The sequence below is a fragment of the Geodermatophilus sp. SYSU D00703 genome, from assembly GCF_054050155.1.
This window is the reverse complement of record NZ_JBJGYU010000005.1, coordinates 176,649-201,186: the sequence shown is the minus strand read 5'-3', so window position 1 is coordinate 201,186 and position 24,538 is coordinate 176,649. Positions and strand designations below refer to the sequence as shown.

General features: G+C 72.7%; 23 protein-coding genes and 4 tRNA genes. 6 read left to right on the top strand and 21 right to left on the bottom strand.

What is annotated here, in order from left to right; translation table 11 throughout:
- Positions 1-225: 225 nt before the first annotated feature.
- Complete coding sequence (gene rplL, locus ACI782_RS08810; protein ID WP_456908174.1) at positions 226-624, bottom strand: 50S ribosomal protein L7/L12; 399 nt, start codon at positions 622-624, stop codon at positions 226-228.
- Positions 625-640: 16 nt separating this feature from the next.
- Positions 641-1,234 (bottom strand): 50S ribosomal protein L10, encoded by a 594-nt coding sequence (gene rplJ / locus ACI782_RS08805; protein ID WP_456908172.1) that lies wholly within the window; start codon positions 1,232-1,234, stop codon positions 641-643.
- 233 nt (positions 1,235-1,467) lie between these two features.
- Between rplJ and ACI782_RS08800 the strand changes: the two genes are divergently transcribed.
- A complete protein-coding gene (locus tag ACI782_RS08800; protein ID WP_456908170.1) occupies positions 1,468-2,388 on the top strand; it encodes a Kelch repeat-containing protein in 921 nt (306 codons plus the stop codon).
- On the opposite strand, the gene rplA is transcribed toward ACI782_RS08800, so the two are convergent.
- From rplA to ACI782_RS08775, 5 genes are all read right to left on the bottom strand, one after another.
- Positions 2,303-3,022: a 50S ribosomal protein L1 gene (rplA, locus tag ACI782_RS08795; protein ID WP_456908168.1), complete on the bottom strand. Its 720-nt coding sequence runs from the start codon at positions 3,020-3,022 to the stop codon at positions 2,303-2,305. The two genes, ACI782_RS08800 and rplA, sit on opposite strands and share 86 nt — an antisense overlap.
- A gap of 147 nt (positions 3,023-3,169) precedes the next feature.
- On the bottom strand, positions 3,170-3,601 hold the full coding sequence (gene rplK, locus ACI782_RS08790; protein WP_456908167.1) for a 50S ribosomal protein L11: 432 nt from the start codon (positions 3,599-3,601) through the stop codon (positions 3,170-3,172).
- Between the two features lie 87 nt (positions 3,602-3,688).
- Positions 3,689-4,564, bottom strand: coding sequence for a transcription termination/antitermination protein NusG (gene nusG, locus ACI782_RS08785; protein ID WP_456908165.1), 876 nt, complete (start codon positions 4,562-4,564; stop codon positions 3,689-3,691).
- Between the two features lie 44 nt (positions 4,565-4,608).
- Complete coding sequence (secE, locus tag ACI782_RS08780) at positions 4,609-5,151, bottom strand: preprotein translocase subunit SecE (protein ID WP_456908163.1); 543 nt, start codon at positions 5,149-5,151, stop codon at positions 4,609-4,611.
- 109 nt (positions 5,152-5,260) lie between these two features.
- Positions 5,261-5,333, bottom strand: a tRNA-Trp gene (locus tag ACI782_RS08775).
- A gap of 330 nt (positions 5,334-5,663) precedes the next feature.
- Between ACI782_RS08775 and ACI782_RS08770 the strand changes: the two genes are divergently transcribed.
- On the top strand, positions 5,664-6,920 hold the full coding sequence (locus tag ACI782_RS08770; RefSeq protein ID WP_456908161.1) for a pyridoxal phosphate-dependent aminotransferase: 1,257 nt from the start codon (positions 5,664-5,666) through the stop codon (positions 6,918-6,920).
- A gap of 13 nt (positions 6,921-6,933) precedes the next feature.
- Here the strand turns inward: ACI782_RS08770 and ACI782_RS08765 are convergent, their stop codons facing one another.
- The 7 genes from ACI782_RS08765 to ACI782_RS08735 all read right to left on the bottom strand — a co-directional run bounded on the left by ACI782_RS08765 (position 6,934) and on the right by ACI782_RS08735 (position 12,329).
- A complete protein-coding gene (locus ACI782_RS08765; RefSeq protein ID WP_456908159.1) occupies positions 6,934-8,367 on the bottom strand; it encodes a peptidase M1 in 1,434 nt (477 codons plus the stop codon).
- Entirely contained in the window at positions 8,364-8,780 is a 417-nt protein-coding gene (locus tag ACI782_RS08760; RefSeq protein ID WP_456908157.1) for a MaoC/PaaZ C-terminal domain-containing protein, read from the bottom strand. The genes ACI782_RS08765 and ACI782_RS08760 overlap by 4 nt, the downstream gene beginning before the upstream one ends.
- Entirely contained in the window at positions 8,777-9,223 is a 447-nt protein-coding gene (locus tag ACI782_RS08755) for an FAS1-like dehydratase domain-containing protein (protein ID WP_456908155.1), read from the bottom strand. Before ACI782_RS08755 ends, ACI782_RS08760 begins: the two co-directional genes overlap by 4 nt.
- A 32-nt stretch (positions 9,224-9,255) precedes the next feature.
- Positions 9,256-9,420, bottom strand: a complete 165-nt coding sequence (gene rpmG / locus ACI782_RS08750; RefSeq protein ID WP_456908153.1) for a 50S ribosomal protein L33 — start codon at positions 9,418-9,420, stop codon at positions 9,256-9,258.
- A 97-nt stretch (positions 9,421-9,517) separates the two neighbouring features.
- Positions 9,518-9,591: transfer RNA gene (locus ACI782_RS08745), tRNA-Met, on the bottom strand.
- Between the two features lie 45 nt (positions 9,592-9,636).
- A tRNA-Thr gene (locus ACI782_RS08740) sits at positions 9,637-9,709 on the bottom strand.
- Positions 9,710-9,779: 70 nt separating this feature from the next.
- The gene (locus tag ACI782_RS08735) at positions 9,780-12,329 is read right to left on the bottom strand and encodes an EAL domain-containing protein (protein ID WP_456908152.1); all 2,550 of its coding nucleotides are present in this window, start codon (positions 12,327-12,329) and stop codon (positions 9,780-9,782) included.
- Positions 12,330-12,945: 616 nt separating this feature from the next.
- Between ACI782_RS08735 and ACI782_RS08730 the strand changes: the two genes are divergently transcribed.
- The gene (locus tag ACI782_RS08730) at positions 12,946-13,377 is read left to right on the top strand and encodes a pilus assembly protein TadG-related protein (RefSeq protein ID WP_456908150.1); all 432 of its coding nucleotides are present in this window, start codon (positions 12,946-12,948) and stop codon (positions 13,375-13,377) included.
- Positions 13,378-13,459: 82 nt separating this feature from the next.
- On the opposite strand, the gene ACI782_RS08725 is transcribed toward ACI782_RS08730, so the two are convergent.
- A tRNA-Tyr gene (locus tag ACI782_RS08725) sits at positions 13,460-13,541 on the bottom strand.
- Between the two features lie 90 nt (positions 13,542-13,631).
- Between ACI782_RS08725 and ACI782_RS08720 the strand changes: the two genes are divergently transcribed.
- Positions 13,632-14,123, top strand: coding sequence for a YajQ family cyclic di-GMP-binding protein (locus ACI782_RS08720; RefSeq protein WP_456908148.1), 492 nt, complete (start codon positions 13,632-13,634; stop codon positions 14,121-14,123).
- Between the two features lie 15 nt (positions 14,124-14,138).
- On the opposite strand, the gene htpX is transcribed toward ACI782_RS08720, so the two are convergent.
- Positions 14,139-15,014, bottom strand: coding sequence for a zinc metalloprotease HtpX (htpX, locus tag ACI782_RS08715; protein ID WP_456908146.1), 876 nt, complete (start codon positions 15,012-15,014; stop codon positions 14,139-14,141).
- Between the two features lie 205 nt (positions 15,015-15,219).
- Between htpX and ACI782_RS08710 the strand changes: the two genes are divergently transcribed.
- Positions 15,220-17,139, top strand: a complete 1,920-nt coding sequence (locus ACI782_RS08710; RefSeq protein WP_456908144.1) for a 2-oxoacid:acceptor oxidoreductase subunit alpha — start codon at positions 15,220-15,222, stop codon at positions 17,137-17,139.
- Positions 17,136-18,227, top strand: a complete 1,092-nt coding sequence (locus ACI782_RS08705; protein WP_456908141.1) for a 2-oxoacid:ferredoxin oxidoreductase subunit beta — start codon at positions 17,136-17,138, stop codon at positions 18,225-18,227. The genes ACI782_RS08710 and ACI782_RS08705 overlap by 4 nt, the downstream gene beginning before the upstream one ends.
- A gap of 100 nt (positions 18,228-18,327) precedes the next feature.
- Here the strand turns inward: ACI782_RS08705 and ACI782_RS08700 are convergent, their stop codons facing one another.
- The 5 genes from ACI782_RS08700 to ACI782_RS08680 form a co-directional block, all read right to left on the bottom strand.
- Positions 18,328-18,828, bottom strand: a complete 501-nt coding sequence (locus tag ACI782_RS08700; RefSeq protein WP_456908139.1) for a hypothetical protein — start codon at positions 18,826-18,828, stop codon at positions 18,328-18,330.
- Positions 18,829-18,948: 120 nt separating this feature from the next.
- Positions 18,949-20,160, bottom strand: a complete 1,212-nt coding sequence (locus ACI782_RS08695; protein ID WP_456908137.1) for a PQQ-dependent sugar dehydrogenase — start codon at positions 20,158-20,160, stop codon at positions 18,949-18,951.
- A 22-nt stretch (positions 20,161-20,182) separates the two neighbouring features.
- Positions 20,183-21,241, bottom strand: a complete 1,059-nt coding sequence (locus tag ACI782_RS08690) for a polyprenyl synthetase family protein (RefSeq protein WP_456908135.1) — start codon at positions 21,239-21,241, stop codon at positions 20,183-20,185.
- Positions 21,241-22,806: an NADH-quinone oxidoreductase subunit NuoN gene (nuoN, locus tag ACI782_RS08685; RefSeq protein WP_456908133.1), complete on the bottom strand. Its 1,566-nt coding sequence runs from the start codon at positions 22,804-22,806 to the stop codon at positions 21,241-21,243. Before nuoN ends, ACI782_RS08690 begins: the two co-directional genes overlap by 1 nt.
- Positions 22,806-24,452, bottom strand: coding sequence for an NADH-quinone oxidoreductase subunit M (locus tag ACI782_RS08680; protein WP_456908131.1), 1,647 nt, complete (start codon positions 24,450-24,452; stop codon positions 22,806-22,808). The genes nuoN and ACI782_RS08680 overlap by 1 nt, the downstream gene beginning before the upstream one ends.
- Between the last annotated feature and the right edge of the window lie 86 nt (positions 24,453-24,538).

The following is a 24,538-nucleotide window of genomic DNA, read 5'->3' as shown; positions in this document are numbered from 1 at the left end:
CATGGTGCCAGCCGGACGGCCGCTGCGGGAGTGCCACGCCGCGCTTTTCCCCGGATGGGCGCCCGGGGTCCGCCGGCCGCGGCCGGATGCCGCAGGGGCCGCCCTCCGGGTGGAGGACGGCCCCTGGGAACGCGGTGGAACGGCCCCGGCGGTCAGGCGCCGGGCAGGGCCTCGCTGCAGGGTCCCACGCCGAGCGGGCGAGGCGTGGGGGCAGCGAGGTCCTCCTTACTTGACGGTGACGGTGGCGCCGGCGCCCTCGAGAGCGGCCTTGGCCTTCTCGGCGGCGTCCTTGGCGACCTTCTCCAGGACCGGCTTCGGCGCGCCGTCGACCAGGTCCTTGGCCTCCTTGAGGCCCAGCGAGGTCAGGCCGCGCACCTCCTTGATGACCTGGATCTTCTTGTCACCGGCGCTCTCGAGGATGACGTCGAACTCGTCCTGCTCCTCGACAGCGGCGGCACCGCCGTCGCCACCGGCACCACCGGCGGCCGGGGCGGCCGCGACGGCGACGGGCGCAGCAGCGGTGACCTCGAAGGTCTCCTCGAACTGCTTCACGAAGTCGGACAGCTCGAGCAGCGTCATCTCCTTGAACGCGTCGAGCAGCTCCGCGGTGGACAGCTTGGCCATGATCTCTCCTTCTGGGTCAGTCGGTGCTGGCCGCGGCGTCGGCGGCGTCAGCGTCGGTGGCGGGGGTGGTGTCAGCAGCAGCGGAGTCGCCGCCCTCGGCGGGCTTCTTCTCCTGCAGCGCAGCGGCCAGGCGGGCGACCTGCGACAGCGGGGCCTGGAACAGACCCGCGGCCTTGGACAGGTTGCCCTTCATCGCGCCGGCCAGCTTGGCCAGCAGGACCTCGCGCGGCTCGACGTCGGCCAGGGCGGTGACCTCGGCGGCGCCGACGGTGCGGCCCTCGACCACGGCACCCTTGACGACGAGCAGCGGGTTGGCGCGCGCGAAGTCACGGATGGCCTTGGCGGCGTTCACCGGGTCGCCCTCGATGAAGGCGATCGCGGTCGGCCCGTTGAGCAGCGGGGTCAGGTCGCCGAAACCGACCTGCTCCGCGGCCCGCTTCGTCAGGGTGTTCTTGACGACGGCGTAGCTGCTGCCCTCACCGAGGGAACGGCGCAGCTGGGTCAGCTGGGCCACGGTCAGCCCGCGGTACTCGGTGAGCAACGCCGCGCTGGACGACTGGAACCGCTCGGTGATCTCGTCGATCACCGCGGCCTTCGCCTGCGTGGGCATGGGCCTCCTCTCGTCTGTCGGGCGACCACCGGCCGGTGCACGACGGCGGGCGATCTACCGGGCCCGGAGACGAGGAACGCCCCGGCGCAGGGCGCACGGGGCGAGAGGCGGACGCACGGCGCCCACCGATCGGACCGTCCTCCTGCGCGGGCCGCCCGGGATCCGGGACCTTCGATCGCACGCGGACGTGCGACGACCAGCGGTCTTGGGGGGAACGGCGACGAGCATACGCCATGCCGCGGGACCGCCGCTGTCGCCGTCCTCACCCGGCGGGCTCCCCCGGACGCGGCTCTCCGTGCGTCGTCGCGCGCTCACGCCCGGTACGGCGGCGTCCGTGTCGGGCCCACGGACGCCCGGATGGCCGTCAGGGTCCGGGCGGTCACCGACCCTGGGCAGGACACGTCGCCCGGGGAGGGGGAGCCATGAGCGGCTGGTCGGCCACGGGACCGACGGGCACGGGGCGCAGCGGGCACAGCGCGAGCCTGTTGCCGAACGGCACCGTGCCCGTCGCCGGCGGGGACGCCGGGGGCCAGCAGACGGCGACGTGCGAGGTCTACGACCCCGCGACGGGTACGTGGTCGGTGGGAGCTCCGCTGCTCACACCGCGGACCGCGCACACCGCCCTGTCGCTGCCTGGCGGGCGCGTCCTCGTGCTGGGCGGCTACGCCGAGGACGTCTTCGTCCCCACCCTCGAGCTCTTCGACCCCGCCACGGGCACGGGGACGAGCCCCGGCGCGACCGCCCCGCCGCGGGAGCACCCCGCCGCGGTGCTGCTGGGCAGCGGAGCCGTGCTGGTGACGGGCGGCTACGACCGTCAGGCGCAGACCGACCTGGCCAGTTGCGCGTCCTTCGACCCGGTCGGCGGCACGTGGTCGGGGGTCGCGGCCATGGCGCCCCCCTCGCTACAGCCACGCCGCCACGCTGCTCACCGACGGGCAGGTGCTCGTGGCCGGCGGCGGTTCGGCCACCGCGGAGCTGTTCACCCCCTGATCCACGGCCGCCGGTCCCGGGAACGTCGGAGGCCCCGCAGCGCGGCGCGCTGCGGGGCCTCCGACGAGGTGCCCGTCGTCAGGCGGTGGGCTCGTCCACCGTCAGGTTGCGGGTGCGGTTCGGGTCAACCGGGATGCCCGGGCCCATGGTCGTGGAGATGGTGACCTTCTTCAGGTACCGGCCCTTGGCGGCGGCCGGCTTGGCCCGCAGGACCTCGTCCAGCGCCGCGGCGTAGTTCTCCACCAGCTTGGTCTCGTCGAACGAGGTCTTGCCGATGACCAGGTGCAGGTTGGCCTGCTTGTCGACGCGGAAGTTGATCTTCCCGCCCTTGATGTCGGCGACGGCCTTGGTCACGTCGGGGGTGACGGTGCCGGTCTTCGGGTTCGGCATCAGGCCGCGCGGGCCGAGGATGCGGGCGATCCGGCCGACCTTGGCCATCTGGTCCGGGGTGGCGATCGCCGCGTCGAAGTCCAGGAAGCCGCCCTGGATGCGCTCGATCAGGTCGTCGGAGCCGACGACGTCGGCGCCGGCGGCCTCGGCCTCGGCGGCCTTGTCACCGGTGGCGAACACGATGACGCGGGCGGTCTTGCCGGTGCCGTGCGGCAGGTTCACCGTGCCGCGGACCATCTGGTCGGCCTTGCGCGGGTCGACGCCGAGCCGCATGGCCACCTCGACGGTGGCGTCGTAGGTGGTCGGGGAGGTCTCCTTGGCCAGGGTCGCCGCCTGCAGCGGGGAGTACAGGTTGTCGCGGTCGACCTTCGCGGCGACCTCGCGGTACTTCTTGCCGTGCTTCGCCATGGTGGTTCCTCTCCCCCGGCGTCCGCCGGGAGTCGTGTGGTGCACGGGCCTGGCGAGAGGCCCTCCCACTCGTTACCTGATGGAACGGCCCCGGTGCAGGGACCCGGCCCGAGCGGAGCGAGGGCTGGGGGGCACCGGGGTCCTTCTTCAGCCCTGGACGGTGATGCCCATCGAGCGCGCGGTGCCCTCGATGATCTTCTCGGCCTGCTCCAGGGAGTTGGCGTTGAGGTCGGCCATCTTGGTCTGGGCGATCTCGCGGACCTGGTCGCGGGTCACGCTGGCGACCTTGGTCTTGTGCGGCTCGCCGGAGCCCTTCTCCACGCCGGCCGCCTTGAGCAGCATGCGCGCCGCCGGCGGGGTCTTCGTGACGAAGGTGAACGACCGGTCCTCGTAGACCGAGATCTCGACCGGGATCACGTTGCCGCGCTGCGACTCCGTGGCGGCGTTGTACGCCTTGCAGAACTCCATGATGTTGACGCCGTGCTGGCCGAGCGCCGGACCCACGGGCGGGGCGGGGGTCGCCGCGCCGGCGTTGATCTGGAGCTTGATGACCGCGGTCAACCGCTTCCTGGGGGGCATGACTTCCTTCTCGGTGACGGGATGGAACGGCCCCGTCGCAGGGCCCCGCCGCGAGCTTACGAGCGGTGGGGGCGACGGGGTCCTTCCTCAGATCTTCTGGACCTGGTTGAACGAGAGCTCGACCGGCGTCTCCCGGCCGAAGATGGAGACGAGCACCTGCAGCTTCTGCTGCTCGGCGTTGATCTCGTTGATCGTGGCCGGGAGCGTGGCGAACGGGCCGTCCATGACGGTGACCGACTCGCCGACCTCGAAGTCGACGACGGCGACCGGAGCGGCCGTGGTGGTCGTCGTCTCCGCGGCCTTGGCCGCCGGCTTCTGGATGGCCGGGGCGAGGATCTTGACGACCTCGTCGAGGGTGAGCGGCGAGGGCCGCGAGGTGGCACCCACGAAGCCGGTGACGCCGGGGGTGTTGCGCACCGCGCCCCAGGACTCGTCGTTGAGCTCCATGCGGACCAGCAGGTAGCCGGGGAAGACCTTGCGGTTGACCTGCGTGCGCTTGCCGTTCTTGATCTCGGTGACCTCCTCGGTGGGCACCTCGATCTGGTAGATGTAGTCCTCCATGTCCAGCGACTGGATGCGGGACTCCAGGTTGGTCTTCACCTTGTTCTCGTAGCCCGCGTAGGAGTGGACGACGTACCAGTCGCCGGGCGCGATGCGCAGGGCCTTGCGCAGCGCCTCGGCCGGGTCCTCCTCCTCGTCCTCGGCCAGGTCGGAGGACGGCGCCGGGGCGGCCAGCGGGTCGCTCACCAGGCTGTCGGCATCGCCGCTCTCCACCTCGGGCGTCGCGTCGGCCACGCCGGTGAGGGCGTCCTGGTCGACGGTGTCGATGGACCCCTCGGCGGCTCCGGGCTCGCCCGCGCCGGTCTCGAGGTCCGCGGTGCCGCGGACGTCGAAGCGGGCGTCGTCGAGGTCGATCCCCTCGACGGCGCTGTCGGTGTCGAAGGGCTCGCGGGGGTCGGTCACGGTGTCTCTTCCTCGTCGGCGTCGTGTGGGTGTGGCGGCGGTGCTCAGCCGAAGACGGCGAGCACGCCCTGGGCGAAGAGGAGGTCCAGGCCGGCCACCAGCGCCACGATGAAGGCGACGAAGACGATGACGACGGTCGTGTACGTGATCAGCTCCCGCCGACCCGGCCAGATGACCTTGCGCAGCTCGGCGACGACCTCGCGCAGGAACCGGCGCAGGCTGCGCCGCTGGCGGACCTCCTCGGCGCGGGCCCGCTGGGCCGCCGCACGCGACCGCGTGCCCGTCCCCTCCCCGGCCGGACGGGCGTCGGTGCGCTCGCGGGCCGCCCGGCGGGTGCGCGGGGCGACCGGCTCGTCGTCCTCGTCGTCCCCGGCGGTGATCCGGCTCCCGCGGCGGGCCCCCGAGGGCCGCCCGGCCACGACCTTGTCCTCGTCGGCCTCGGCCTCGGCGGCGAGGTCGGCCTCGGCGGCCTCGAGCTCGGCGGCGTCGTCGACGCCCGGGGCCTCGCGGTCGAGCTGCTCGTCGGTCAGCTCAGCGTCGGAGGCGGCGCGAGGCTCGTCCTCGCGTCCCGGCTTCTCGTCGCTCACTGCGCCTCGCTCGCCTCGTGGGTGGTGGCCGCTGCTCTGGGGCCGACGGTCTGGGATCGGTGCTGTCGTACGGGTCGTGCACGTCGCCGGCGGGTGCCGGCGGCACGGGCAGGGGTGACAGGACTTGAACCTGCAGCCTGCGGTTTTGGAGACCGCTGCTCTGCCAATTGAGCTACACCCCTATGCCCTGGGCCGGGCCTGGGCCCGCGCGCCCCCACCACGGACAGCACCGAGCCCGTGGGGGCATCCGGGGCACGCCGGTGGCGGGGTCAAACAGCCCCAGGACAGCGAGTGTACGGGACCGACGGGCTCCTCAGCCAACGTCCCTCCGAAAGGGGTGGCGGTGCCGCGACGGGCGCGCCGCCCCGAGGCGGTCCGCCCTCGCCGGCTCGGGTTGCGTCGGGTGCGCGCCGTCACCCTCGGTGGCGCACGTGCGGCTGCGGCGGGACGCCGGGGCCGGGCTCCCGGGAACGGGGGCGACCCCGGACGCCGCCCTTTGACACGATGAGGGCATGACCGCCGTCTCCTCCTCGGAGCCCGCTGCCCCCGCCCCCGACCTGCCGCCCGCGCAGCGGCGGGTCTCCCGCCGGATCGCTGCCATCGCCGAGTCGGCGACGCTGGCCGTGGACGCCAAGGCGAAGGCGCTCAAGGCGGCGGGCAAGCCGGTGATCGGCTTCGGCGCCGGTGAGCCGGACTTCCCGACGCCGGACTACGTCGTCGAGGCCGCCATCACCGCCTGCCGCCAGCCGGCCATGCACCGCTACACACCCGCGGGCGGGCTGCCGGCGCTCAAGGAGGCGATCGTCGCCAAGACCGCCCGGGACTCCGGGTTGGAGATCACGCCGGCCAACGTGCTGGTCACCAACGGCGGCAAGCAGGCCGTCTACGAGGCGTTCGCGACGATGCTCGACCCCGGCGACGAGGTGCTGATGCCCGCGCCGTACTGGACGACCTACCCGGAGGCGATCGCCCTCGCCGGCGGTGTGCCGGTGCCGGTCGTGGCCGACGAGCAGAGCGGCTACCTGGTGTCGGTGGCGCAGCTGGAGGCCGCCCGCACGCCGCGGACCAAGGTGCTGCTGTTCTGCTCGCCGTCGAACCCCACCGGCGCCGTCTACCCGCCCGAGGTGGTCGAGGAGATCGGCCGCTGGGCGCTGGACAACGGGCTGTGGGTGCTCACCGACGAGATCTACGAGCACCTGACCTACGACGGGGCGACCGCCCCCTCCCTGCCGGTCGTGGTGCCCGAGCTGGCCGACCGGTGCGTCGTCGTCAACGGGGTGGCCAAGACCTACGCGATGACCGGCTGGCGGGTCGGCTGGATCGTCGGCCCGACCGACGTCGTGAAGGCGGCCACCAACCTGCAGTCGCACGCCACGTCCAACGTGGCCAACGTCTCACAGGCGGCCGCCATCGCCGCGCTGAACGGCGACCTGTCCGCGGTGGCGACGATGAGGGAGGCCTTCGACCGGCGGCGCCGGACCATCGTGTCGATGCTGCGGGAGATCCCCGGCGTGGCCTGCCCCGAGCCGCAGGGGGCGTTCTACGCCTACCCGTCGGTCAAGGGCCTGCTGGGCCGGTCGATCGCCGGGCGGACGGCGAACGACAGCGTCGAGCTCGCCGAGCTGGTCCTCGAGGAGGCCGAGGTCGCCGTCGTCCCCGGTGAGGCGTTCGGCACCCCCGGCTACCTGCGGATGTCCTACGCGCTCGGCGACGACGACCTGGTCGAGGGCGTGAGCCGGATGCAGCGCCTGCTCGGTTCCGCGGACTGAGGAACGACCCCACTCAGCCGGGGAGGTCGTCCTCCTGCAGGGCCCCGGCGTCCACGAGGACGTCGAGGGCCGCAGGCAGGTCCTGCAGCGCCAGGGCGACGTCGGCCGGGGTCGCGGTGGTCCAGGCGTTGGCGTCCACGTAGCAGCGCAGCGCGGCGTCGAACGCCTCCGCGCCCGCGGCCTCGCGCGCGGCGAGCAGTGCGGCGCCGCCCTTGCCGTAGACCCGGCCGAAGTATGCGCCGGTGCCGGGGAACTCGTCCATCGCCGAGCCGACGTCCCCGGGAGCCCGCAACGCCTGGTCCACCTCGGCGTCCGGCACCGGGAAGGCCACCGACTCGGCGTAGCTGGCGAACGCCTCGTCCAGCCAGGGGTCGCGGAACTGGGAGTCGCCGACCATCCCGTAGAACCACATGTGGGCGACCTCGTGCAGCAGCACCAGTCGGGTGGCGCCGGCCAGCAGGATCGAGCTGGGGTACTCGATGCCACCGCCGTAGTCCGGCAGCAGCGGCACGGTGAGGGTCTCGTACGGGAAGGCGCCGAAGCGCTCCTCCAGGTCGGTGATCGCCTCGACGGTCCAGCCGGCGAGCTCGTCGGCCGGGACCTGCGGGTCGGGCAGCACCCCGGTGGTCACCTCGACGCCGCTCGGGGTGGCGGCCGTGGCGGTGGTGAACTCCCCCACCGCGACGCTGACGTCCCGGGCCACCGGCTCGGTCGACGTCCACGTCCGGCGGCCGTCGCTGGGCGCGGAGGGTTGGTCCTGGTCCCCGGTCATGAGGACGGTGAGGTCCTCCGGCGCCGAGACGCGGATCGTGGTGTCGGCGACCGCGCTGCTCGCGGTCTCTCCCTGGACCTCGACGAACGGGTCGCGGGCCCAGCCGACCCCGGGCTCCCAGGCCAGCAGCGGGGCGCCGCTGGCCCACCAGGACACCCCCTCGGCCGTGCCGACCCGCTCGAAGCGGCCCTCGCCCAGCGCGAGCGTGAAGTCCAGCTCCACCTCGGTGGACGCCCCGGCCGCGAGCTCGTCGTCCAGCCGGACCACGTACAGCCCGCCGGGCCCCTCCGCGGCGGCGTCCTCGTAGTCGCCCGCGGCCACGTCGTCCCCGCGGACGCCGTCGACGGTCAGGCGGTTGCCCGCGCGGGCCGCGTCGGGCGCGTTGGGGACCAGCCGGAAGACCAGCTCGTCGGTGGCCCGGTCGGGCGTGAAGACCACCGTCTCGGTGCCGGTGACCGTGCGCAGGTCGTCCTCCAGCCGGACGTCGAGGTCGACCACCGGCCGGTCGGGGTCGGGCTCGGCGCGCCGGTCGCAGCTGCCGGGCTCCTCGGCGGGGGACGCGGTCGGGGTGGGGTCGGCGCGCTCGGCGGCGACGGTGTCGACGAACGAGGTCCCGCAGCCGGCCAGGAGCAGCACCGAGGCGGCCGCGACGACGGCTCGGCGCCGCGCGTTCACGCCAGCCGGACGGTGGCGCGGGCCAGCGAGAAGACCTTCTCACCGCCGCTGGTGACGGTCAGGTCGACGCGGGCGCGACCGTCCTCCCCGAGGGCGGCGACCTTCCCGCGCACGGTGACCGCGGCGCCCTCGTCGTCGTCCGGGACGACGACCGGCCGGCCGAAGCGGACGTGGTACTCGACCAGCGCGCCCGGGTCGCCGGCCCAGGCCGTGACCGCCCGCCCGGCCAGCGCCATGGTCAGCATTCCGTGAGCGATGACGCCGGGCAGGCCGACCTCGGTGGCCACGCGCTCGTTCCAGTGGATGGGGTTGAAGTCCCCCGAGGCGCCGGCGTAGCGCACCAGGTCGGCGCGGGTGACCCGGTAGGTCTGCTCGGGCAGCTCGGTGCCGACGGCGACGTCCGCGGCTCTCATGCCGTCCCCCGGGCGACCAGCATCGACGTGGCCGAGCACACCGGCTCGCCGTCCTCGGTGGTGACGTCGACCCGCGTGGTGAGCAGGTCGTTGCCCGCGATGCTGCGCACCGCCTCGATGGTCGGGGTGGCGACCAGCCGGTCCCCGGCACGGATCGGGCGGTGGTGGGTGAACTTCTGCTCGCCGTGCACGACGCGGCTGTAGTCGAGGGCGACGTCCGGGTCCTCGACGACCACGCCGGCCGCCGAGAGGGTCAGCGCGATCGCGAAGGTGGGCGGGGCGACGACGTCGAGGTGCCCCGCGGCGCGGGCGGCGCCGGGGTCGCGGTGCACGGGGTCGGTCTCGCCGATGGCGGCGGCGAACTCGGCGATCTTCTGCCGGCCGACCTCGTAGACGGCGGAGGGCGGGTAGCTGCGCCCGACCAGTGTCGGATCAAGCGCCATGCTCCCGCCCTCCTTCGCTTAGGACCGCTGGGTCAGCGGGTCTCGCGGTGCACCGTGTGCTTGCGGTCCTTCGGGCAGTACTTCTTCAGCTCGAGCCGGTCGGGGTCGTTGCGCCGGTTCTTGCGGGTGATGTAGTTGCGGTTCTTGCACTCCTGGCAGGCCAGGGTGATCTTCGGACGGATGTCGGTGGCTGCCACGGGAGTACTCCTCGCCTTGTCGGACGGGCCTGCCGGGCCCGGCGTGCGGACGGCGCCCACACGACGACGGACCCCGGGGTGCGGGGTCCGTCGAGAGTAGCGGTGACCGGATTTGAACCGGTGACACAGCGATTATGAGCCGCTTGCTCTGCCTGGCTGAGCTACACCGCCGGGATGACCGCACGGGCCGGTCTCGCGACAGGACCGGTTGGTCGGAGCCCCTTTACGGAATCGAACCGTAGACCTTCTCCTTACCATGGAGACGCTCTGCCGACTGAGCTAAAGGGGCGTTGGCCGGAGCCGTCGAAGACTCTACCTGACGCCTCCGGGCACCTGCTGCAGGGGGGTCGCCCGGCCGGTCACGTGCGGACGAACAACCGGCGGTGCGGGGTGCCCGGGACGGCGGACCGGACGCCGGTGCGGGCGAGGATCCAGCTCTCCAGGCGGTCGTCGGGCAGCGGCCGGCTGACCAGGAAGCCCTGTAGCTTGTCGCAGCCCATCTCGGCCAGGAGGTTGCGGGTCAGCTCGTCCTCGACACCCTCGGCCACGACGCGCAGGCCCAGGTTGTGGGCCAGCTCGATGATCGAGCGGGCGATGAACGACTCGCCCTGGCTGGTCGACATCCCCAGCACGAAGGACTTGTCGATCTTGACCTCGTCGATCGGCAGCTGCCGCAGCTGGGACAGGGACGAGTACCCGGTGCCGAAGTCGTCCATGGACAGCCGCAGTCCGAGGGCGTGCAGGTCGGCGAGGACGGTGCTGCTGCGCACCGAGTCGTCCACGACGCTGCCCTCGGTGAGCTCGAGGGTGAGCAGCTCGCCGGGGACGCCGTGCCGCCGCAGCGCCCGGCGCACCCGGTCGACCAGATCGGGCTCGGCGAGGCAGCGCGCCGACAGGTTGACCGCGACCGACAGGGCGATGTCCTGGTCCAGCCACTTGCGGCAGCGGGCGAGCGCGAGGTCGAGCACGTGGTCGGTGAGCAGGCCGATCCGGCCGATCTGCTCGGCCAGGTGGATGAAGTCGTCCGGCGCGATGGCGCCGTAGCGCGGGTGGGCCCAGCGCACCAGCGTCTCCACCGAGACGATGTCGGAGGACCGCGCGTCGATGATCGGCTGGAAGACGACGCTGATCTGCCCGTCGGCCATCGCCTGCTCGAGCTCGGTGCCCAGCTGCAGGCGGCGCAGGCTCTGCTGGTCGAGGACCGGGTGATAGCTGGCCATCCCGCTGGAGCCGGACCCGGCCAGCAGGGCGACGTCGGCGCGCTGCATGAGGGTGCCGGCGTCGGTGCCGTGCACCGGCGCGGCGGCCACACCGATGGAGAGGGTGACCTCGAGGTCGAGCCCGGCGACGCGGGCGCGGGTCGAGGTGGCCTCGCGCAGCCGGCGCGCGGCGCGCTCGGTCGCCGCCAGGGACAGGCCGGGCAGCAGGACGGCGAACTGCTCGCCCTCCATGCGCGCGACCAGGGCCTGGGGCGGCGCGTGCTCGCGCAGCAGGCCGGCGGTGACCAGCAGCAGCTCGTCACTGGCCGCGTGCCCGAGGGTGTCGGTGACCTCGCTGTAGTTGTCCAGCGCGGCGAGGATCAGGCCCACCCGGCCCCCCACCGGGTCGGCGGCCAGCAGCGCGTCGATCTCCACGGCGAGGCGCTGCCGGTTGGGCAGGCCGGTCAGCCGGTCGTGGTCGGCGTCGTAGCGGATCTGGGTGAGCAGCTGCTGCTGCCGGATCGCCGCGTTGACGTGGGTCAGCATGGAGTCCAGCGCCGACCGGTCCCCGTCGGCGAAGGTCATCACGTCACTGCGCCGGTCGCAGACCTCCAGGTAGCCCGGCTCGCCGGCGGCGGTGGCCACCGGAGCGGCGAGCAGGTCACGGGCGCCGCGGCGGCACAGCGCGGCGGCCTCGGCCTCGGTGGCGCGGGCGAGGGACACCAGCAGCGGGCCGTCGTTGGACCCGTCGGTGGCGCGCCGGCGGATGAGGTCGTCGGGGTCGCCGGGACCGTCGTACCAGGAGCGGCCGTCCTCGGCGGCGACGACGAGCTGGGGCCCCTCGTCGAGGTACGGCGGCAGCCACAGGGCGACCCGCTCGGCGTTGAGCAGCTCCCGGACGGCGTCGACGATCTGGAAGGTCCCCTCCTCGTCCGGCGGGACGCCCTCGACGCGACGGGCGAACTCGTACACCCGCTCCAGCCGCTTGCTCTCCCGCGCCACGGCCGCGAACCGCCGGAACAACAGGATGACGGCCGCGGCGGCAGGGAGCATGAGCACCGAGGACCACAGCGTCAGCGAGGTCAGCAGCAGGGCGACGACGGCCACGGAGACCGCGAACGGCCCCACCACGGCGATCGGGAGCAGCTGCTCCTGCCAGAACTGCCGTCCGGGGTTGCCCCCACTGAGCCGGATCGCGGTCACCACGAGTGAGGTGCCCACGACGTCGGCCGCCAGGACCGCGAGGATGAGGCCGACCCAGGTGATCGGCGCGGTCAGCTCGCCGACGGGGAGGATCTCGAGGACGGCGGCGGCGACGGCCATCTCGACGACAGCGACCGCGAGGTTGTACACGGCCTTGGCCGGCGCGTAGCGCTGCACGGCCAGGCTGACGCCCAGACCCAGGACTCGGGCGACTGCCGCCCAGAGCCCGCCGACCTCGACCAGGGCGAGGGTCATCGCCAGTTCGCTCACGGACCACAGATAGGTCTGTCGCCGGAACTCGATCTGGAGGGAGACGGTCTCGGTCACGAAGAACGCGATCGCGACCAGCACGAAGGGCAACGGCTCGAACGCCGTGCTCGCTCCGGGGAAGACGAGGACGGCGACGATCACCGCGAGCAGGACACCGCCTGCCGCGATGGTCCACGGATGGAGTGGCGCGGCGGCCCGTGGCAACGGCGCGCGCGGCTCGGGACTGGCCAACGTCACCCGGATTCTGGGAAAGGGGAGGAGAGCGCGCCGAGGCTAACAGCGGGAATCGCCTCGGAGGGAGCGCCACCAACCCGAACGGGGCAGCCGGCCCGCCGCCGGACCGACCGCCCCGAGGGTGTCTAGCGGTGGCTCAACAACCCCACTTGGCTCCGCGACCCCACTTGGCCCCGCGACCCCACTTGGCCCCGCGACCCCACTTGGCCCCACGCTGCGTGTTCGTGTTCATGACGCCTCCTCAGGCATGAAGGACTGCTCGGATCTGCGGCAGTCACCCAGGCGCGGGGGCAGAGCGTCGTTCGGTACGGACCGCGCCCGAGAGATTGCTGCCCGTCACCCGATCGGGACAAGCACGGAAGATCACGACGGTGTGACAAATCGTCATGCCGTCACTGTCCGTAGCGCGATCTGCCTCTGTGTCACCCGTCCGTGTGACCACTGGAACGGGTGAGACTCCTGTGCCGGAAGGGACGAGATCGGGACAGTGGAGGGCGTGTTCCGCGCGATCCACAGGCTCCGGAGCCTGGCACCGGCACTCTCGGCGCGGCGTCCACAGCCGTCCACAGCGCTGTCCACAAGCCGTGGACGAGAGGCGACACGCCCTACGCTCCCCGCCGTGCGAAGCCAAGTGCCGGAGTCCGAGCGCGGCTCCACGCTGCCGCTGGTCCTGGTCTGCTGGCTGGTCGCCGCACTCATGGCGTTCGGGGCGATCTCGGCGTCCGACGCGTTCCTCGAACAGCAGGAGGTGCAGGCCGTGTGCGACGGAGCGGCGCTCGCCGCCGCCAACGCGACGGACGAGGCCGCCCTGTACGCCACGGGGCTCGGGTCCGCCCTGCCGCTCACCGTGGCGAGCACCCGGGCCGCCGTGGCCGACCAGCTCGTCGACGGCGGCACCCCGCTCGACGCCTGGTCGACCGAGACGGACGGGGTGGAGGTCACCGTGCACTGCAGCCGCCGGGTCGAGATCGCCTTCGGGTGGCTCTTCCGCGGCGGCGAACCGCTCGACCGCACCGCCGTCGCCAGCGCCCGGGCGCCGACGGTCACCTGACGCGCCGGCCAGGGAACGAGCCGGTGAGGGGACGACGAGGCCCCCGACCTCACGAGGAGGTCGGGGGCCTCGGGCACACCTGTGGCGGGTGAAGGATTCGAACCTTCGTAGGCTAAGCCGACGGATTTACAGTCCGCTCCCATTGGCCACTCGGGCAACCCGCCGTGGTGGTACCGGGAGAGCGTACAAGACGACGCCGCCGTCCCTGCCAGGCCCCCCGCGCCCGGACGGCGGACCGAGAGGAGCACCCACAGATGGCCGACTCGTCCTTCGACGTGGTGAGCAAGGTCGACCGCCAGGAGGTGGACAACGCGCTCAACCAGGCCGCGAAGGAGCTCGCCCAGCGCTTCGACTTCCGCGGCACCAACGCCAGCATCGCGTGGTCCGGCGAGGAGGGCGTCACGCTCCAGGCCGACACCGAGGAGCGGGTCACCGCCGCTCTCGACGTCTTCAAGGACAAGCTCGTGAAGCGCAAGATCTCGCTGAAGTCCCTCGACGCCGGCGAGCCGCAGTCCTCCGGGAAGAGCTACAAGATCTCCGCCCGGATCAAGCAGGGCATCGAGTCCGACACCGCCAAGAAGATCGCCAAGATCATCCGCGACGAGGGGCCGAAGGGCGTGCAGGCTCAGATCCAGGGCGACCAGCTGCGGGTCAGCGGCAGGAAGCGCGACGACCTGCAGGCGGTGCAGCAGCTGCTGCGCGGCAAGGACCTCGACGTCGCCCTGCAGTTCGACAACTACCGCTGAGCCGCAGGCCCGGGCTCAGCCGCGGCCGAGCTCCCGGGCGATCTGCTCGAGGCGGGCGATGCGCTGCGGCATCGGCGGGTGCGTGGAGAACAGTGACGCCAGCCCCGGCCCCCGGAACGGGTTCGCGATCATAAGGTGGCTCTGGGTCACCAGCCGGTCCTCCTGCGGCAGCGGACGAGCCGCCGCCCCGCGCTCGATCTTGCGCAGCGCGGAGGCCAGGGCCAGCGGGTCCTGCGACAGCGTGGCCCCGGAGGCGTCGGCCTGGTACTCCCGGCTGCGGCTGACCGCCATCTGCACCAGCCCGGCCGCGAGCGGGCCGAGGACCACCAGCAGCAGGCTGCCCAGGGCGTTGCCGCCGCCGCGCTCGTCGGAGCGCCCGCCGAAGAGGGAGGCGAACATCGCCATGTGCGCCAGGTAGGTGATTACCGTCGCCATGGCGCCGGCGACCGAGCTGATCAGGATGTCCCGGTTGTAGACGTGCGACAGCTCGTGGGCGAGCACAGCGCGCAGCTCGCGGCGGTCGAGCAGCTCGAGGATGCCCTGGGTGACGCAGACGGCCGCGTTGCGCGGGTTGCGCCCGGTCGCGAAGGCGTTCGGCTGGTCGGTCGGGCTCACGTAGAGCCGCGGCATCGGCTGCCGGGCCTCGGTGGCCAGCTCCCGGACCATCGCGTACAGCGCCGGCGCCTGGGTCTCGGTCACCGGGAAGGCCCGCATGGCCCGCAGGGCGAGCTTGTCGCTGTTGAAGTACGCGTAGCCGTTGACCGCCAGGGCGACGACGAGGGCGACCAACAACCCCCCGCGTCCCCCGATCAGCGCGCCGGCGGCCAGGATGATCCCGCCCATCAGTCCGAGGAGGACCGCGGTCTTCAGCCCGTTGCTCCAGCGCTGCACGTCGGGACAACGGCGCGCCGGGGGACGCCGTTCCCCGCGTGCGGGCGGCCCTCACCTGCGAGCACGGTCACGGAATGGGGACGCCGGCGCGGGGGTTGCGCCCTCAGGAGCCGGGTCGGGCCCGGCCGTTCCGCACCGTCACCCCGGCAGCAGGACCGCGGGTCGTGACGGACACGTAATCTCGGCCGGTGGAGGTGCACCACTGATGACCACGACCAACCCGCCCGACACCGCCGGCTCGGCGGGCAGTTCGGCGCCCTTCGTCAAGAGCGTCGTCGAGCTGGACCGGGTCGTCATCCGGCTGGCCGGTGACTCCGGCGACGGCATGCAGCTCACCGGGAACCGGTTCACCAGCGAGACGGCGTCGTTCGGCAACGACCTGTCGACGCTGCCGAACTTCCCCGCCGAGATCCGCGCGCCGACGGGGACCCTGCCGGGTGTCAGCTCCTTCCAGCTGCACTTCGCCGACCACGACATCATGACCCCGGGCGACGCCCCGGACGTGCTGGTCGCGATGAACCCGGCCGCGCTGAAGGCCAACATCTCCGACCTCCCCGGCGGCGGGCTGCTGATCGTCGACTCCGACGAGTTCACCCCGCGCAACCTGGCCAAGGTCGGCTACGCCACCAGCCCGCTCGAGGACGGTTCCCTCGACGGCTGGCAGTTGGTCAGCGTGCCGCTCACCAGCATGACCCTGGACGCGCTCGCCGACTCCGGCCTCGGCAAGAAGGAGGCCGAGCGGTCCAAGAACATGTTCACCCTCGGCCTGCTGAGCTGGATGTACCACCGGCCCACCGAGGGCACCATCCGCTTCCTGGAGCGGCAGTTCCGCCGCAAGCCCGAGATCGCCGCGGCCAACATCGCCGCCTTCCGCGCCGGCTTCAACTACGGCGAGACGACGGAGGCCTTCGCGGTCTCCTACGAGGTCAAGCCCGCGCCCATGGCGCCGGGTCGGTACCGCAACATCTCGGGCAACCAGGCCCTGGCGCTCGGCATCGTCGCCGCCGGCCAGCGGTCGGGCCTGCCGGTCTTCCTCGGCGCCTACCCGATCACGCCGGCGTCGGACATCCTGCACGAGTTGTCCCGGCACAAGTCCTTCGGCGTCCGGACCTTCCAGGCCGAGGACGAGATCGCCGGCGTCGCCTCGGCGATCGGCGCGTCCTTCGGTGGTGCGCTGGGCGTCACGACGACGTCCGGGCCGGGGATCTCGCTGAAGTCCGAGGCCATCGGCCTCGCGGTGATGACCGAGCTGCCGCTGGTCGTCGTCGACGTGCAGCGCGGCGGGCCCTCCACCGGGCTGCCGACGAAGACCGAGCAGTCGGACCTGCTGCAGGCGATGTTCGGCCGCAACGGCGAGGCACCGCTGCCGGTGATCGCGCCGCGCTCCCCCGCCGACTGCTTCGACGCGACGCTGGAAGCCGCGCGGATCGCGCTGACCTACCGCACTCCGGTGATCCTGCTGTCCGACGGGTACCTGGCCAACGGTGCCGAGCCGTGGCAGATCCCGGACGTCGAGGACCTGCCGGACCTGCGGGTCGAGTTCGCCACCGAGCCCAACGGCGAGGACGGCGAGTTCCTTCCCTACCTGCGTGACCCCGAGACCCTGGCCCGCCCGTGGGCGATCCCGGGCACGGCGGGGATGCAGCACCGGATCGGCGGCCTGGAGAAGGCCGACAAGACCGGCAACATCTCCTACGACCCGGCCAACCACGACCTGATGACGCGGCTGCGCCAGGCCAAGGTCGACGGCATCGCGGCGACCCTCCCGCCCACCGAGGTCGACGACCCGGACGGCGACGCCCGGGTCGCCGTCATCGGCTGGGGCTCCACCTACGGCCCGATCGGGGCGGCCTGCCGCCGGATCCGCCGCTCCGGGCGCTCGGTCGCGCAGATCCACCTGCGCTGCCTCAACCCGCTGCCGACCGACCTCGGGGACGTCCTGCGCCGCTACGACCAGGTCGTCTGCCCCGAGATGAACATGGGGCAGCTGTCCCTGCTGCTGCGCGGCAAGTACCTCGTCGACGTCCAGAGCCACACCCAGGTGCGCGGGCTGCCCTTCCGGGCCGCCGAGCTCGCCGGGGTCGTCCAGGACGTCATCGACTCCACCACCGGAGGCACCCAGTGACCACGATCGACCTCGGCATGCCGGCCGAGGGTCCCATCGCGGACGCCATCGCCCGCTCCCTCGGGAGCCAGGGCGAGAAGCAGATCGCGTTGAAGGCCAAGGACTTCAAGACCGACCAGGAGGTCCGCTGGTGCCCGGGGTGCGGTGACTACGTCATCCTCAACGCGGTCCAGAGCTTCCTGCCCAGCCTCGGCATCGCGCGCGAGGACATGGTCATCGTCTCGGGCATCGGATGCTCGTCCCGCTTCCCGTACTACATGAACACCTACGGGATGCACTCGATCCACGGCCGTGCCCCGGCGATCGCCACCGGCCTGGCCGCGTCGCGTCCCGACCTGTCGGTCTGGGTCGTGACCGGGGACGGCGACGCGCTGTCCATCGGCGGCAATCACCTGATCCACACGCTGCGCCGCAACGTGAACCTGAAGATCCTGCTGTTCAACAACCGGATCTACGGGCTCACCAAGGGCCAGTACTCGCCCACCAGTGAGGTCGGCAAGGTCACCAAGTCCACGCCGATGGGCTCGCTGGACCACCCGTTCAACCCCGTGTCGCTGGCCATCGGCGCCGACGCGACCTTCGTGGGCCGGGCGATGGACTCCGACCGTAAGGGCCTCACCGACGTGCTGCGCCAGGCGGCCGAGCACCAGGGCACCGCGCTGGTCGAGATCTACCAGAACTGCAACATCTTCAACGACGGCGCCTTCGACCTGCTCAAGGACCCGACCACCGGCACGCAGTGGTCGATCCCGCTGGAGCACGGCAAGCCGCTGGTGTTCGGGCCGGAGGGCGCGTCCTGCGTCGTCCGCGACGAGGTGGGCGGCCTGCGCATCGCCGAGACCAACCAGGTCGCCGCCGAGGACGTCGTGGTGCACGACGTCACGCGCCAGGACCCGTCCTACGCCTTCGCGCTGTCGCGGCTGTCCAGCCAGGACCTCCGCTACACCCCCATGGGCGTGTTCCGGGCGGTGCAGAAGCCGACCTACGACCGGATGATGGCCGACCAGATCGAGGACGCGCGCACGCAGTCGCCGGCCGACCTCGACGCCATCCTGTCCGGCGGCGACACCTGGACGGTCGACGCCTGACGCTCGTTCCGGCGTGAGACACGCGACGAGGGGCCCCGGGAACCAGGTTCCCGGGGCCCCTCGCGTTCGTGCGTGAGGTCAGCTCCTCACGGCGCTGGGCTCAGTGGCCGTCGTGGCCGTCGTGGCCGTCGTGGTCGCCGTGGTCGCCGTTGTCACCGTTCGCTTCGTCGACGACCTCGACCCACTCGGACTCCTCGTCGAGTTCGTCGTCGTCCTCGCTGATCGTCACGGTCACCTTGACCCAGTCGCCCTCCTCGGCGGCCTCGTCCTTCTTCTTCAGCGTGACGGTGATCTCGTTCTCCTCGCCGTTGCAGTCGAGGTCTTCGTCCTCCACCTCGTAGCGGATGTCCTCGTGGCGGTTCTTGGCGGTCACGTCGGCGGTGATGTCGTCGTCGTCATCGTCGTCGTCGCACTTGTACTTGAACGTGACGTCGAGCTCGTCGCCGTCTTCCTCCAGCTCCGCCTCGTCGTTGATGTCGGTGACCTCCGCCCAGGCGTCGTTGCCGTTGTCGTGGTCGCCACCGGCCCAGGCGGGCGCGGCTCCGGTGAGGACCAGGGCCGTGGCGGCAGGGAGGGCGAGGATCAGACGGGAGCGGCGCATGGGATTCCCCTTTGTGCTCGGCCACGAGGGCGGCCGTGGAACACGGACACGCGCACCATTACGAATTGATGACTTCTGTCACAACCTCGTGATGTCCGAGACGTCCGACGAACAGGCGGGTCAGGCGCGTGGCGCGACCCGGAGTACCTGATCGGTCCCGTTCCCGTTGTCGGTCGTGACGTACAGGTCGCCGTCCAGGCCGAGCTGCACCGTCCGGATCCGGCCGTACGTCCCCTCGAACTCCGGCAGCCGGAACTGCTCGAGCAGCGCACCGTCGTCGGCGACCCTCAGGGCCAGCACGCCGCGCCCCTTGAGGACGCCGAGCAGCAGCAGCCCCTCGTAGGCCCCCCACCGGTCGCCGAGGAGGAAGGTGGCGCCGGAGGGAGCGATCGTCGGCTCCCCAGAGGCCCAGGTGGCCGGGAGGACGTCGGGCAGCGTGGGGTCGGTCATCGGGACGAACTCGCCGTAGCCGGGCCCGAAGGGCACGAACCCGCCGTTGCCGCCTGCCCGCAGCAGGGTGACCTCGTCGTCCCGGTCGGGACCGTGCTCGACGGCGAAGACCTGGTCGGTCCCGGGCCGCAGCGCCAGACCCTGGACGTTGCGGTGCCCGAACGTCCACACCCGCGGCTCGGCGCCCGGCCGGCCGGCGAACGGGTTGCCGGGGGCCGCCTCCCCGGTGGTGGGGTCGATCCGCAGCACCTTGCCGGCCGTCGTGCCGAGGTCCTGGGCGCTGTCCGGGACGGCGGTGTCACCGGTGCCGACCAGCAGGGCGCCGGTGGGGTCGAAGCGGAGCCGGCAGCCGCCGTGCCGGCCGATCCGCTCGTTGACCGGGACGCCGCCGAGCAGCGGGTCGACGACCCGCGTGGCGCGGCGCCAGTCGTCGTCCACGGCCCAGGCCACGACCGCGATCGACAGGTCAGCGCCGTCGTCCCGCCCCTGGCAGGTGTAGAAGCGTCGGTTCCGCTCGAAGTCCGGGTCGAGGACCAGCCCCATCAGGCCGGTCTCCCCGCGGGCGAAGACGTCGGCGAAGTCGGCGTCGACCTCCTGGACGGTGCCGTCGGGGAGGACGGCGGTGAGCCCGCCACCCCGCTCGTCGAGCAGCAGCGTCCCGTCGGGCGCCTGGGCGAGGTCCCACGGGTGGTCGAGCCCGTCGGCGACGACCGTGACGTCGAGGGCGGGGACGACCGGGGCGGGCGTCGGGGACGCGGGCGCGCTGCTGTCCGCGGGCGGCGGCGTCGGCGAGGTGGGGCCGGGCTCCTCGGCCGCCGTGCCGCCGGTGCAGGCGGTCAGCAGCGCGGCGACGGCGACCAGGCAGGTCAGGCGGGCGCGCACCGCCCCAGCATGCCCGGGGAGCTCAGCTGGTGCGCGTGACGACGTAGTCGCACAGCGCCCGGAGCGCGTCACGGACCGGCCCCTCCGGGACGGCGGACAGCCGCGCGCGGGCCCGGTCGGCGTACTCCTGCAGCACCCCGGTGGCCCGCTCCAGCGCCGCCGACGAGCGCAGCAGGTCCAGCGCCTCGGCGTGCTCGGCGTCGTCGGTGATCGGCCGGGAGACCAGCTCGCGCAGGCGCGCCTCGGCCGGGTCGTCCCCGGCCAGGGCGAACAGCGCCGGCAGCGTGGCGATGCCCTCCCGCAGGTCGGTGCCCGGCGACTTCCCCGAGGCACCGTCCCGGCTGACGATGTCGAGCAGGTCGTCGGAGAGCTGGAAGGCGACCCCGACCTCCTCGGCGAAGGCGGTCAGCGCCGCCACGAGGTCCTCGCCGACGCCGGCGAAGGAGGCGCCGAAGCGGGCGGAGGTCGCCACCAGCGAGCCGGTCTTGTCGGCCAGCACCTGCAGGTGGTGGGCCACCGGGTCGTCGCCGGGGCGCGGGCCGACGGTCTCCAGGATCTGGCCGGTCACCAGGCGCTCGAAGGTGCGCGCCTGGATGCGCACCGCCTCGGGGCCCAGATCGGCCAGCAGGTCGGAGGCGCGGGCGAACAGGAGGTCACCGGTGAGGATGGCGATGCTGTTCGACCACCGGCTGTTGGCGCTCGGCGCCCCGCGGCGGACGGCGGCCTCGTCCATGACGTCGTCGTGGTACAGCGTCGCCAGGTGGGTGAGCTCGCAGACGACCGCCGCCTCGATCACCCCCGGGGCGCGCGGGTCGCCCAGCTCGGCGGCCAGCAGCGCCAGCAGCGGCCGGAACCGCTTGCCCCCGGCGGCGACCAGGTGCCCGGCGGCCTCCGAGATGAACGCGTGCTCGCTGTCGACGGCGGTGAGCAGGGCCTCCTCGACGCGCGCCAGCCCCTCGGCGAGGCGCGGGCCGAGGTCCCCCTCGGGCAACCACGGCCCGATCGTCGAGGCGGGGGTCGAGATCCGCTGCCAGGTCTCGACCGGGGTGTCCCCGTCGACGGCGGCGCTGGCTCCGGTCATCAACCGACGAAGATAGCCGCCTGCTCGGCCAGGTCGAGAACCGCCCCGGGCACGATCCCCAGGACGATGGTCGCGGTGACCGTCACGGCCAGCACGATCGTGGTGGGCAGCCCGGGGACCCCCACGGTCGGGCCGTCGGCGGCGGGCTCGGAGAAGTACATGAGGACGATGACCCGCAAGTAGAAGAACGCCGCCACCGCGCTGGCCAGCAGCGCCACCACGACCAGCGGCCACGCGCCGTCGTCGATGGCGGCCCGGAACACCGCGAACTTGCCGGTGAAGCCGCTGGTGAGCGGGATCCCCGCCAGCGCCAGGAGGAAGAGACTCATGACGGCGGCGGTCAGCGGCGAGCGCCGGCCCAGCCCGGCCCACTTCGACAGGTGCGTGGCCTCGCCGTCGCCGTCCCGGACCAGCGTCAGCAGCGCGAAGGCCCCGAGCGTGGTGAGCCCGTAGGCCAGCAGGTAGAACATCGTCGCGGGCAGCCCGGTGCTGTCGCCGTCCGCACCGCCGCCGTACCCGATGACGCCGGTGAGCAGGAAGCCGGCGTGCGCGATCGAGGAGTACGCCAGCATCCGCTTGAGGTCGGTCTGGGTGAGGCCGAGGACGGCGCCCACGACCATCGAGACGATCGCGATGCCGTAGACGATCGGCCGCCACGTCCACTCGCTGGTGCCGAAGGCGACGTAGAGCAGGCGCAGGATGGCGCCGAACGCGGCCACCTTGGTGCAGGCGGCCATGAAGGCGGTGACCGGCGTGGGGGCGCCCTGGTAGACGTCCGGCGTCCAGGAGTGGAACGGCGCGACGCTGGCCTTGAACAGCAGCCCGACGACCAGCAGCGCGAGGCCCAGGACCAGCAGCACGTCGCTGCCACTGGCCGCGGACGCCGCCCGGATGTCGGCGAGCCGCACGCTGCCGGTGGCGCCGTAGACGAGGGCCAGGCCGTAGAGGAAGAACGCCGAGGCGAACGCGCCCAGGAGGAAGTACTTGAGCGCCGCCTCCTGCGAGAGCAGCCGGCGGCGGCGGGCCAGCCCGCTGATCAGGTACAGCGGCAGGCTGAGCACCTCGAGGGCCACGAACATGATGAGCAGGTCGTTCGAAGCGACGAACAGCATCATGCCGCCGATGCCGAAGGTGGCCAGCGGGTAGACCTCGGTCTGCACCCGCGGCGCGGTCATCAGCTCCCGGTCGCGCGGGCTGCCGGCGGGCACCGCGGCGGCCGCCACGAACGCCGAGCGGGCCGGGTCCAGGGCGCGCTCGGCGAACAGCAGGATCGACAGGGCCCCGAGGCCGGCGATGGTGGCCTGCAGGAAGACCGCCGGGCCGTCGACGGCCAGCGCGCCACCGGCGGTGACCTCCCGCGTCCCGGCGAGCAGCAGGCTGGTCACCAGGCCGCCGACGGTGCCGACGAGCGCGACGGCGACCTGCACCGGGTGGCGGACGTCCCTCGGCGCGAAGGCCTCGACGAGGACGCCGACGCAGGCGGCCCCGAAGACGAACAGCAGCGGGGCGAGGCCCCCCAGCGACAGGCTCGGTGCCTCGATGGCGTCGACCGCGCTGACCAGCATCAGTTGCCCCCGTCGGTGGTGGCCGGCTGCACGCCGGCGGGGTCGGCGCCGACGTCGCTCATCGTCGCGGCGACCGCGGGCTCGATGAGGTCCAGCAGCGGCTGCGGGTAGACGCCGAGCGCGATGACCAGCGCGACCATGGGCGCGGCGACGGCCAGCTCGCGGCGGGACAGGTCGCGCACCCGAAGCCGCGCCAGCGCGGGGGCGGCCAGGGTGGCGGTGGCAGTGGCGGTCGCGGTGGCGCCGCCCGCGGCCGGGGTATCCGTCGTCCCGCCGGGCTGCGCCGTCCGCTGCGGCTCGAGGAGCACGCCGCGGGGCGGGCCGTGCATGGTGCGCTGGTACACCAGCAGGATGTAGAGCGCCGCGAGGATGATCCCGACGGTCGCCAGCACGGTGTAGACGGGGACCTCCGGGAACGACCCGATCAGCACGAGGAACTCGCTGACGAAGCTGTTGGTGCCCGGCAGGGCCAGCGAGGCCAGGCCCGCGACGAGGAAGGTGCCGGCCAGGAGCGGGGCCTGCGCGGCGACGCCGCCGTAGTCCCCGACCAGCCGGGAGCCGCCGCGCGCGATGAGCATGCCGACGACGAGGAACAGCAGCCCGGTCGCGATGCCGTGGTTGACCATGTAGAGCACCGAGCCGGTGGCCGCCTCGGTCGTGAAGGCGAAGATGCCCAGCGCGATGAAGCCGAAGTGGGCGACCGAGGTGTAGGACACCAGCCGCTTCATGTCCGACTGCCCCATCGCCAGCAACGCGGCGTAGAGGATGCCGGCGACGGCGAGCACCAGGACGAACGGGGCGAGGTCCCGGGAGGCGTCCGGGAACAGCGGCAGGCAGTAGCGGATGAACCCGAAGGTGCCGACCTTGTCCAGGACGCCGACCAGCAGCACCGCGCCGCCGATCGGGGCCTCGGCACCGGAGTCGGGCAGCCAGGTGTGGAACGGCACGAGCGGCGCCTTGATCGCGAAGGCGACGAAGAAGCCGAGGAACAGCAGCCTCTGCACGCCCGGGTCGATCTCGATCTGCCGCAGCGCCTCGAAGGCGAACGTCCCCTCCCCCAGCTCGGCGCTGCTGACCACGTACAGCCCGATGACCGCGGCCAGCATCACCAGGCCGCCGACCAGGCTGTAGAGGAAGAACTTCACCGCGGCGTACTGCCGTCGCGGCCCGCCGAAGCTCCCGATGATGAAGTACATCGGGACGAGCATCGCCTCGAAGAAGACGTAGAAGAGGAAGACGTCGGTGGCGGCGAAGACGCCGACCATCATCGCCTCGAGCAGCAGCAGCCAGGCGAAGAAGGTGCGCATCGAGCGCCGGGTGGTGGGGGTGTCCCGCCAGGACGCGACGACCACCACGGGCACCAGCACGCCGATGAGCAGCAGCATGACCAGCGCGATGCCGTCGACACCGAGGGCGAAGTCGACGCCGAAGTCCGGGATCCAGGCGACGGAGGTCGTCAGCTGGAACCGGGCGCCGCCGGCGTCGAAGGCCACCGTGGCCAGGACGGCCAGCAGGAGCACCAGGCCGCTGACGCCGAGCGCGACCTGCTTGGCGAGGTCGTCACGGCCCTTCGGCAGGGCGGCGACGAGGGCGGCACCGACGGCCGGCACGACGATCATCGCCAGCAGCCACGGGAAGTCAGTCACGCTCGGGGACCTCTCTCGTCGGTCGTCCTCGGGGTCGTCACCTTCGGTCTCCTGCCGCCCGGCGGAGCCGGCAGGAGAGCAGAGCC

Bases quoted from the DNA above. Each gene is read 5' to 3' on its own strand.
- ACI782_RS08690 (WP_456908135.1), bottom strand. From the start codon at position 21,241: ATGACCGGAGCCAGCGCCGCCGTCGACGGGGACACCCCGGTCGAGACC.
- ACI782_RS08710 (WP_456908144.1), top strand. From the start codon at position 15,220: ATGACCACGACCAACCCGCCCGACACCGCCGGCTCGGCGGGCAGTTCG.
- ACI782_RS08755 (WP_456908155.1), bottom strand. From the start codon at position 9,223: ATGGCGCTTGATCCGACACTGGTCGGGCGCAGCTACCCGCCCTCCGCC.
- nuoN (WP_456908133.1), bottom strand. From the start codon at position 22,806: ATGCTGGTCAGCGCGGTCGACGCCATCGAGGCACCGAGCCTGTCGCTG.
- rplK (WP_456908167.1), bottom strand. From the start codon at position 3,601: ATGCCCCCCAGGAAGCGGTTGACCGCGGTCATCAAGCTCCAGATCAAC.
- ACI782_RS08770 (WP_456908161.1), top strand. From the start codon at position 5,664: ATGACCGCCGTCTCCTCCTCGGAGCCCGCTGCCCCCGCCCCCGACCTG.
- rplA (WP_456908168.1), bottom strand. From the start codon at position 3,022: ATGGCGAAGCACGGCAAGAAGTACCGCGAGGTCGCCGCGAAGGTCGAC.
- rplJ (WP_456908172.1), bottom strand. From the start codon at position 1,234: ATGCCCACGCAGGCGAAGGCCGCGGTGATCGACGAGATCACCGAGCGG.
- ACI782_RS08720 (WP_456908148.1), top strand. From the start codon at position 13,632: ATGGCCGACTCGTCCTTCGACGTGGTGAGCAAGGTCGACCGCCAGGAG.
- ACI782_RS08700 (WP_456908139.1), bottom strand. From the start codon at position 18,828: ATGCGCCGCTCCCGTCTGATCCTCGCCCTCCCTGCCGCCACGGCCCTG.
- rplL (WP_456908174.1), bottom strand. From the start codon at position 624: ATGGCCAAGCTGTCCACCGCGGAGCTGCTCGACGCGTTCAAGGAGATG.
- ACI782_RS08800 (WP_456908170.1), top strand. From the start codon at position 1,468: ATGCCGCGGGACCGCCGCTGTCGCCGTCCTCACCCGGCGGGCTCCCCC.
- ACI782_RS08760 (WP_456908157.1), bottom strand. From the start codon at position 8,780: ATGAGAGCCGCGGACGTCGCCGTCGGCACCGAGCTGCCCGAGCAGACC.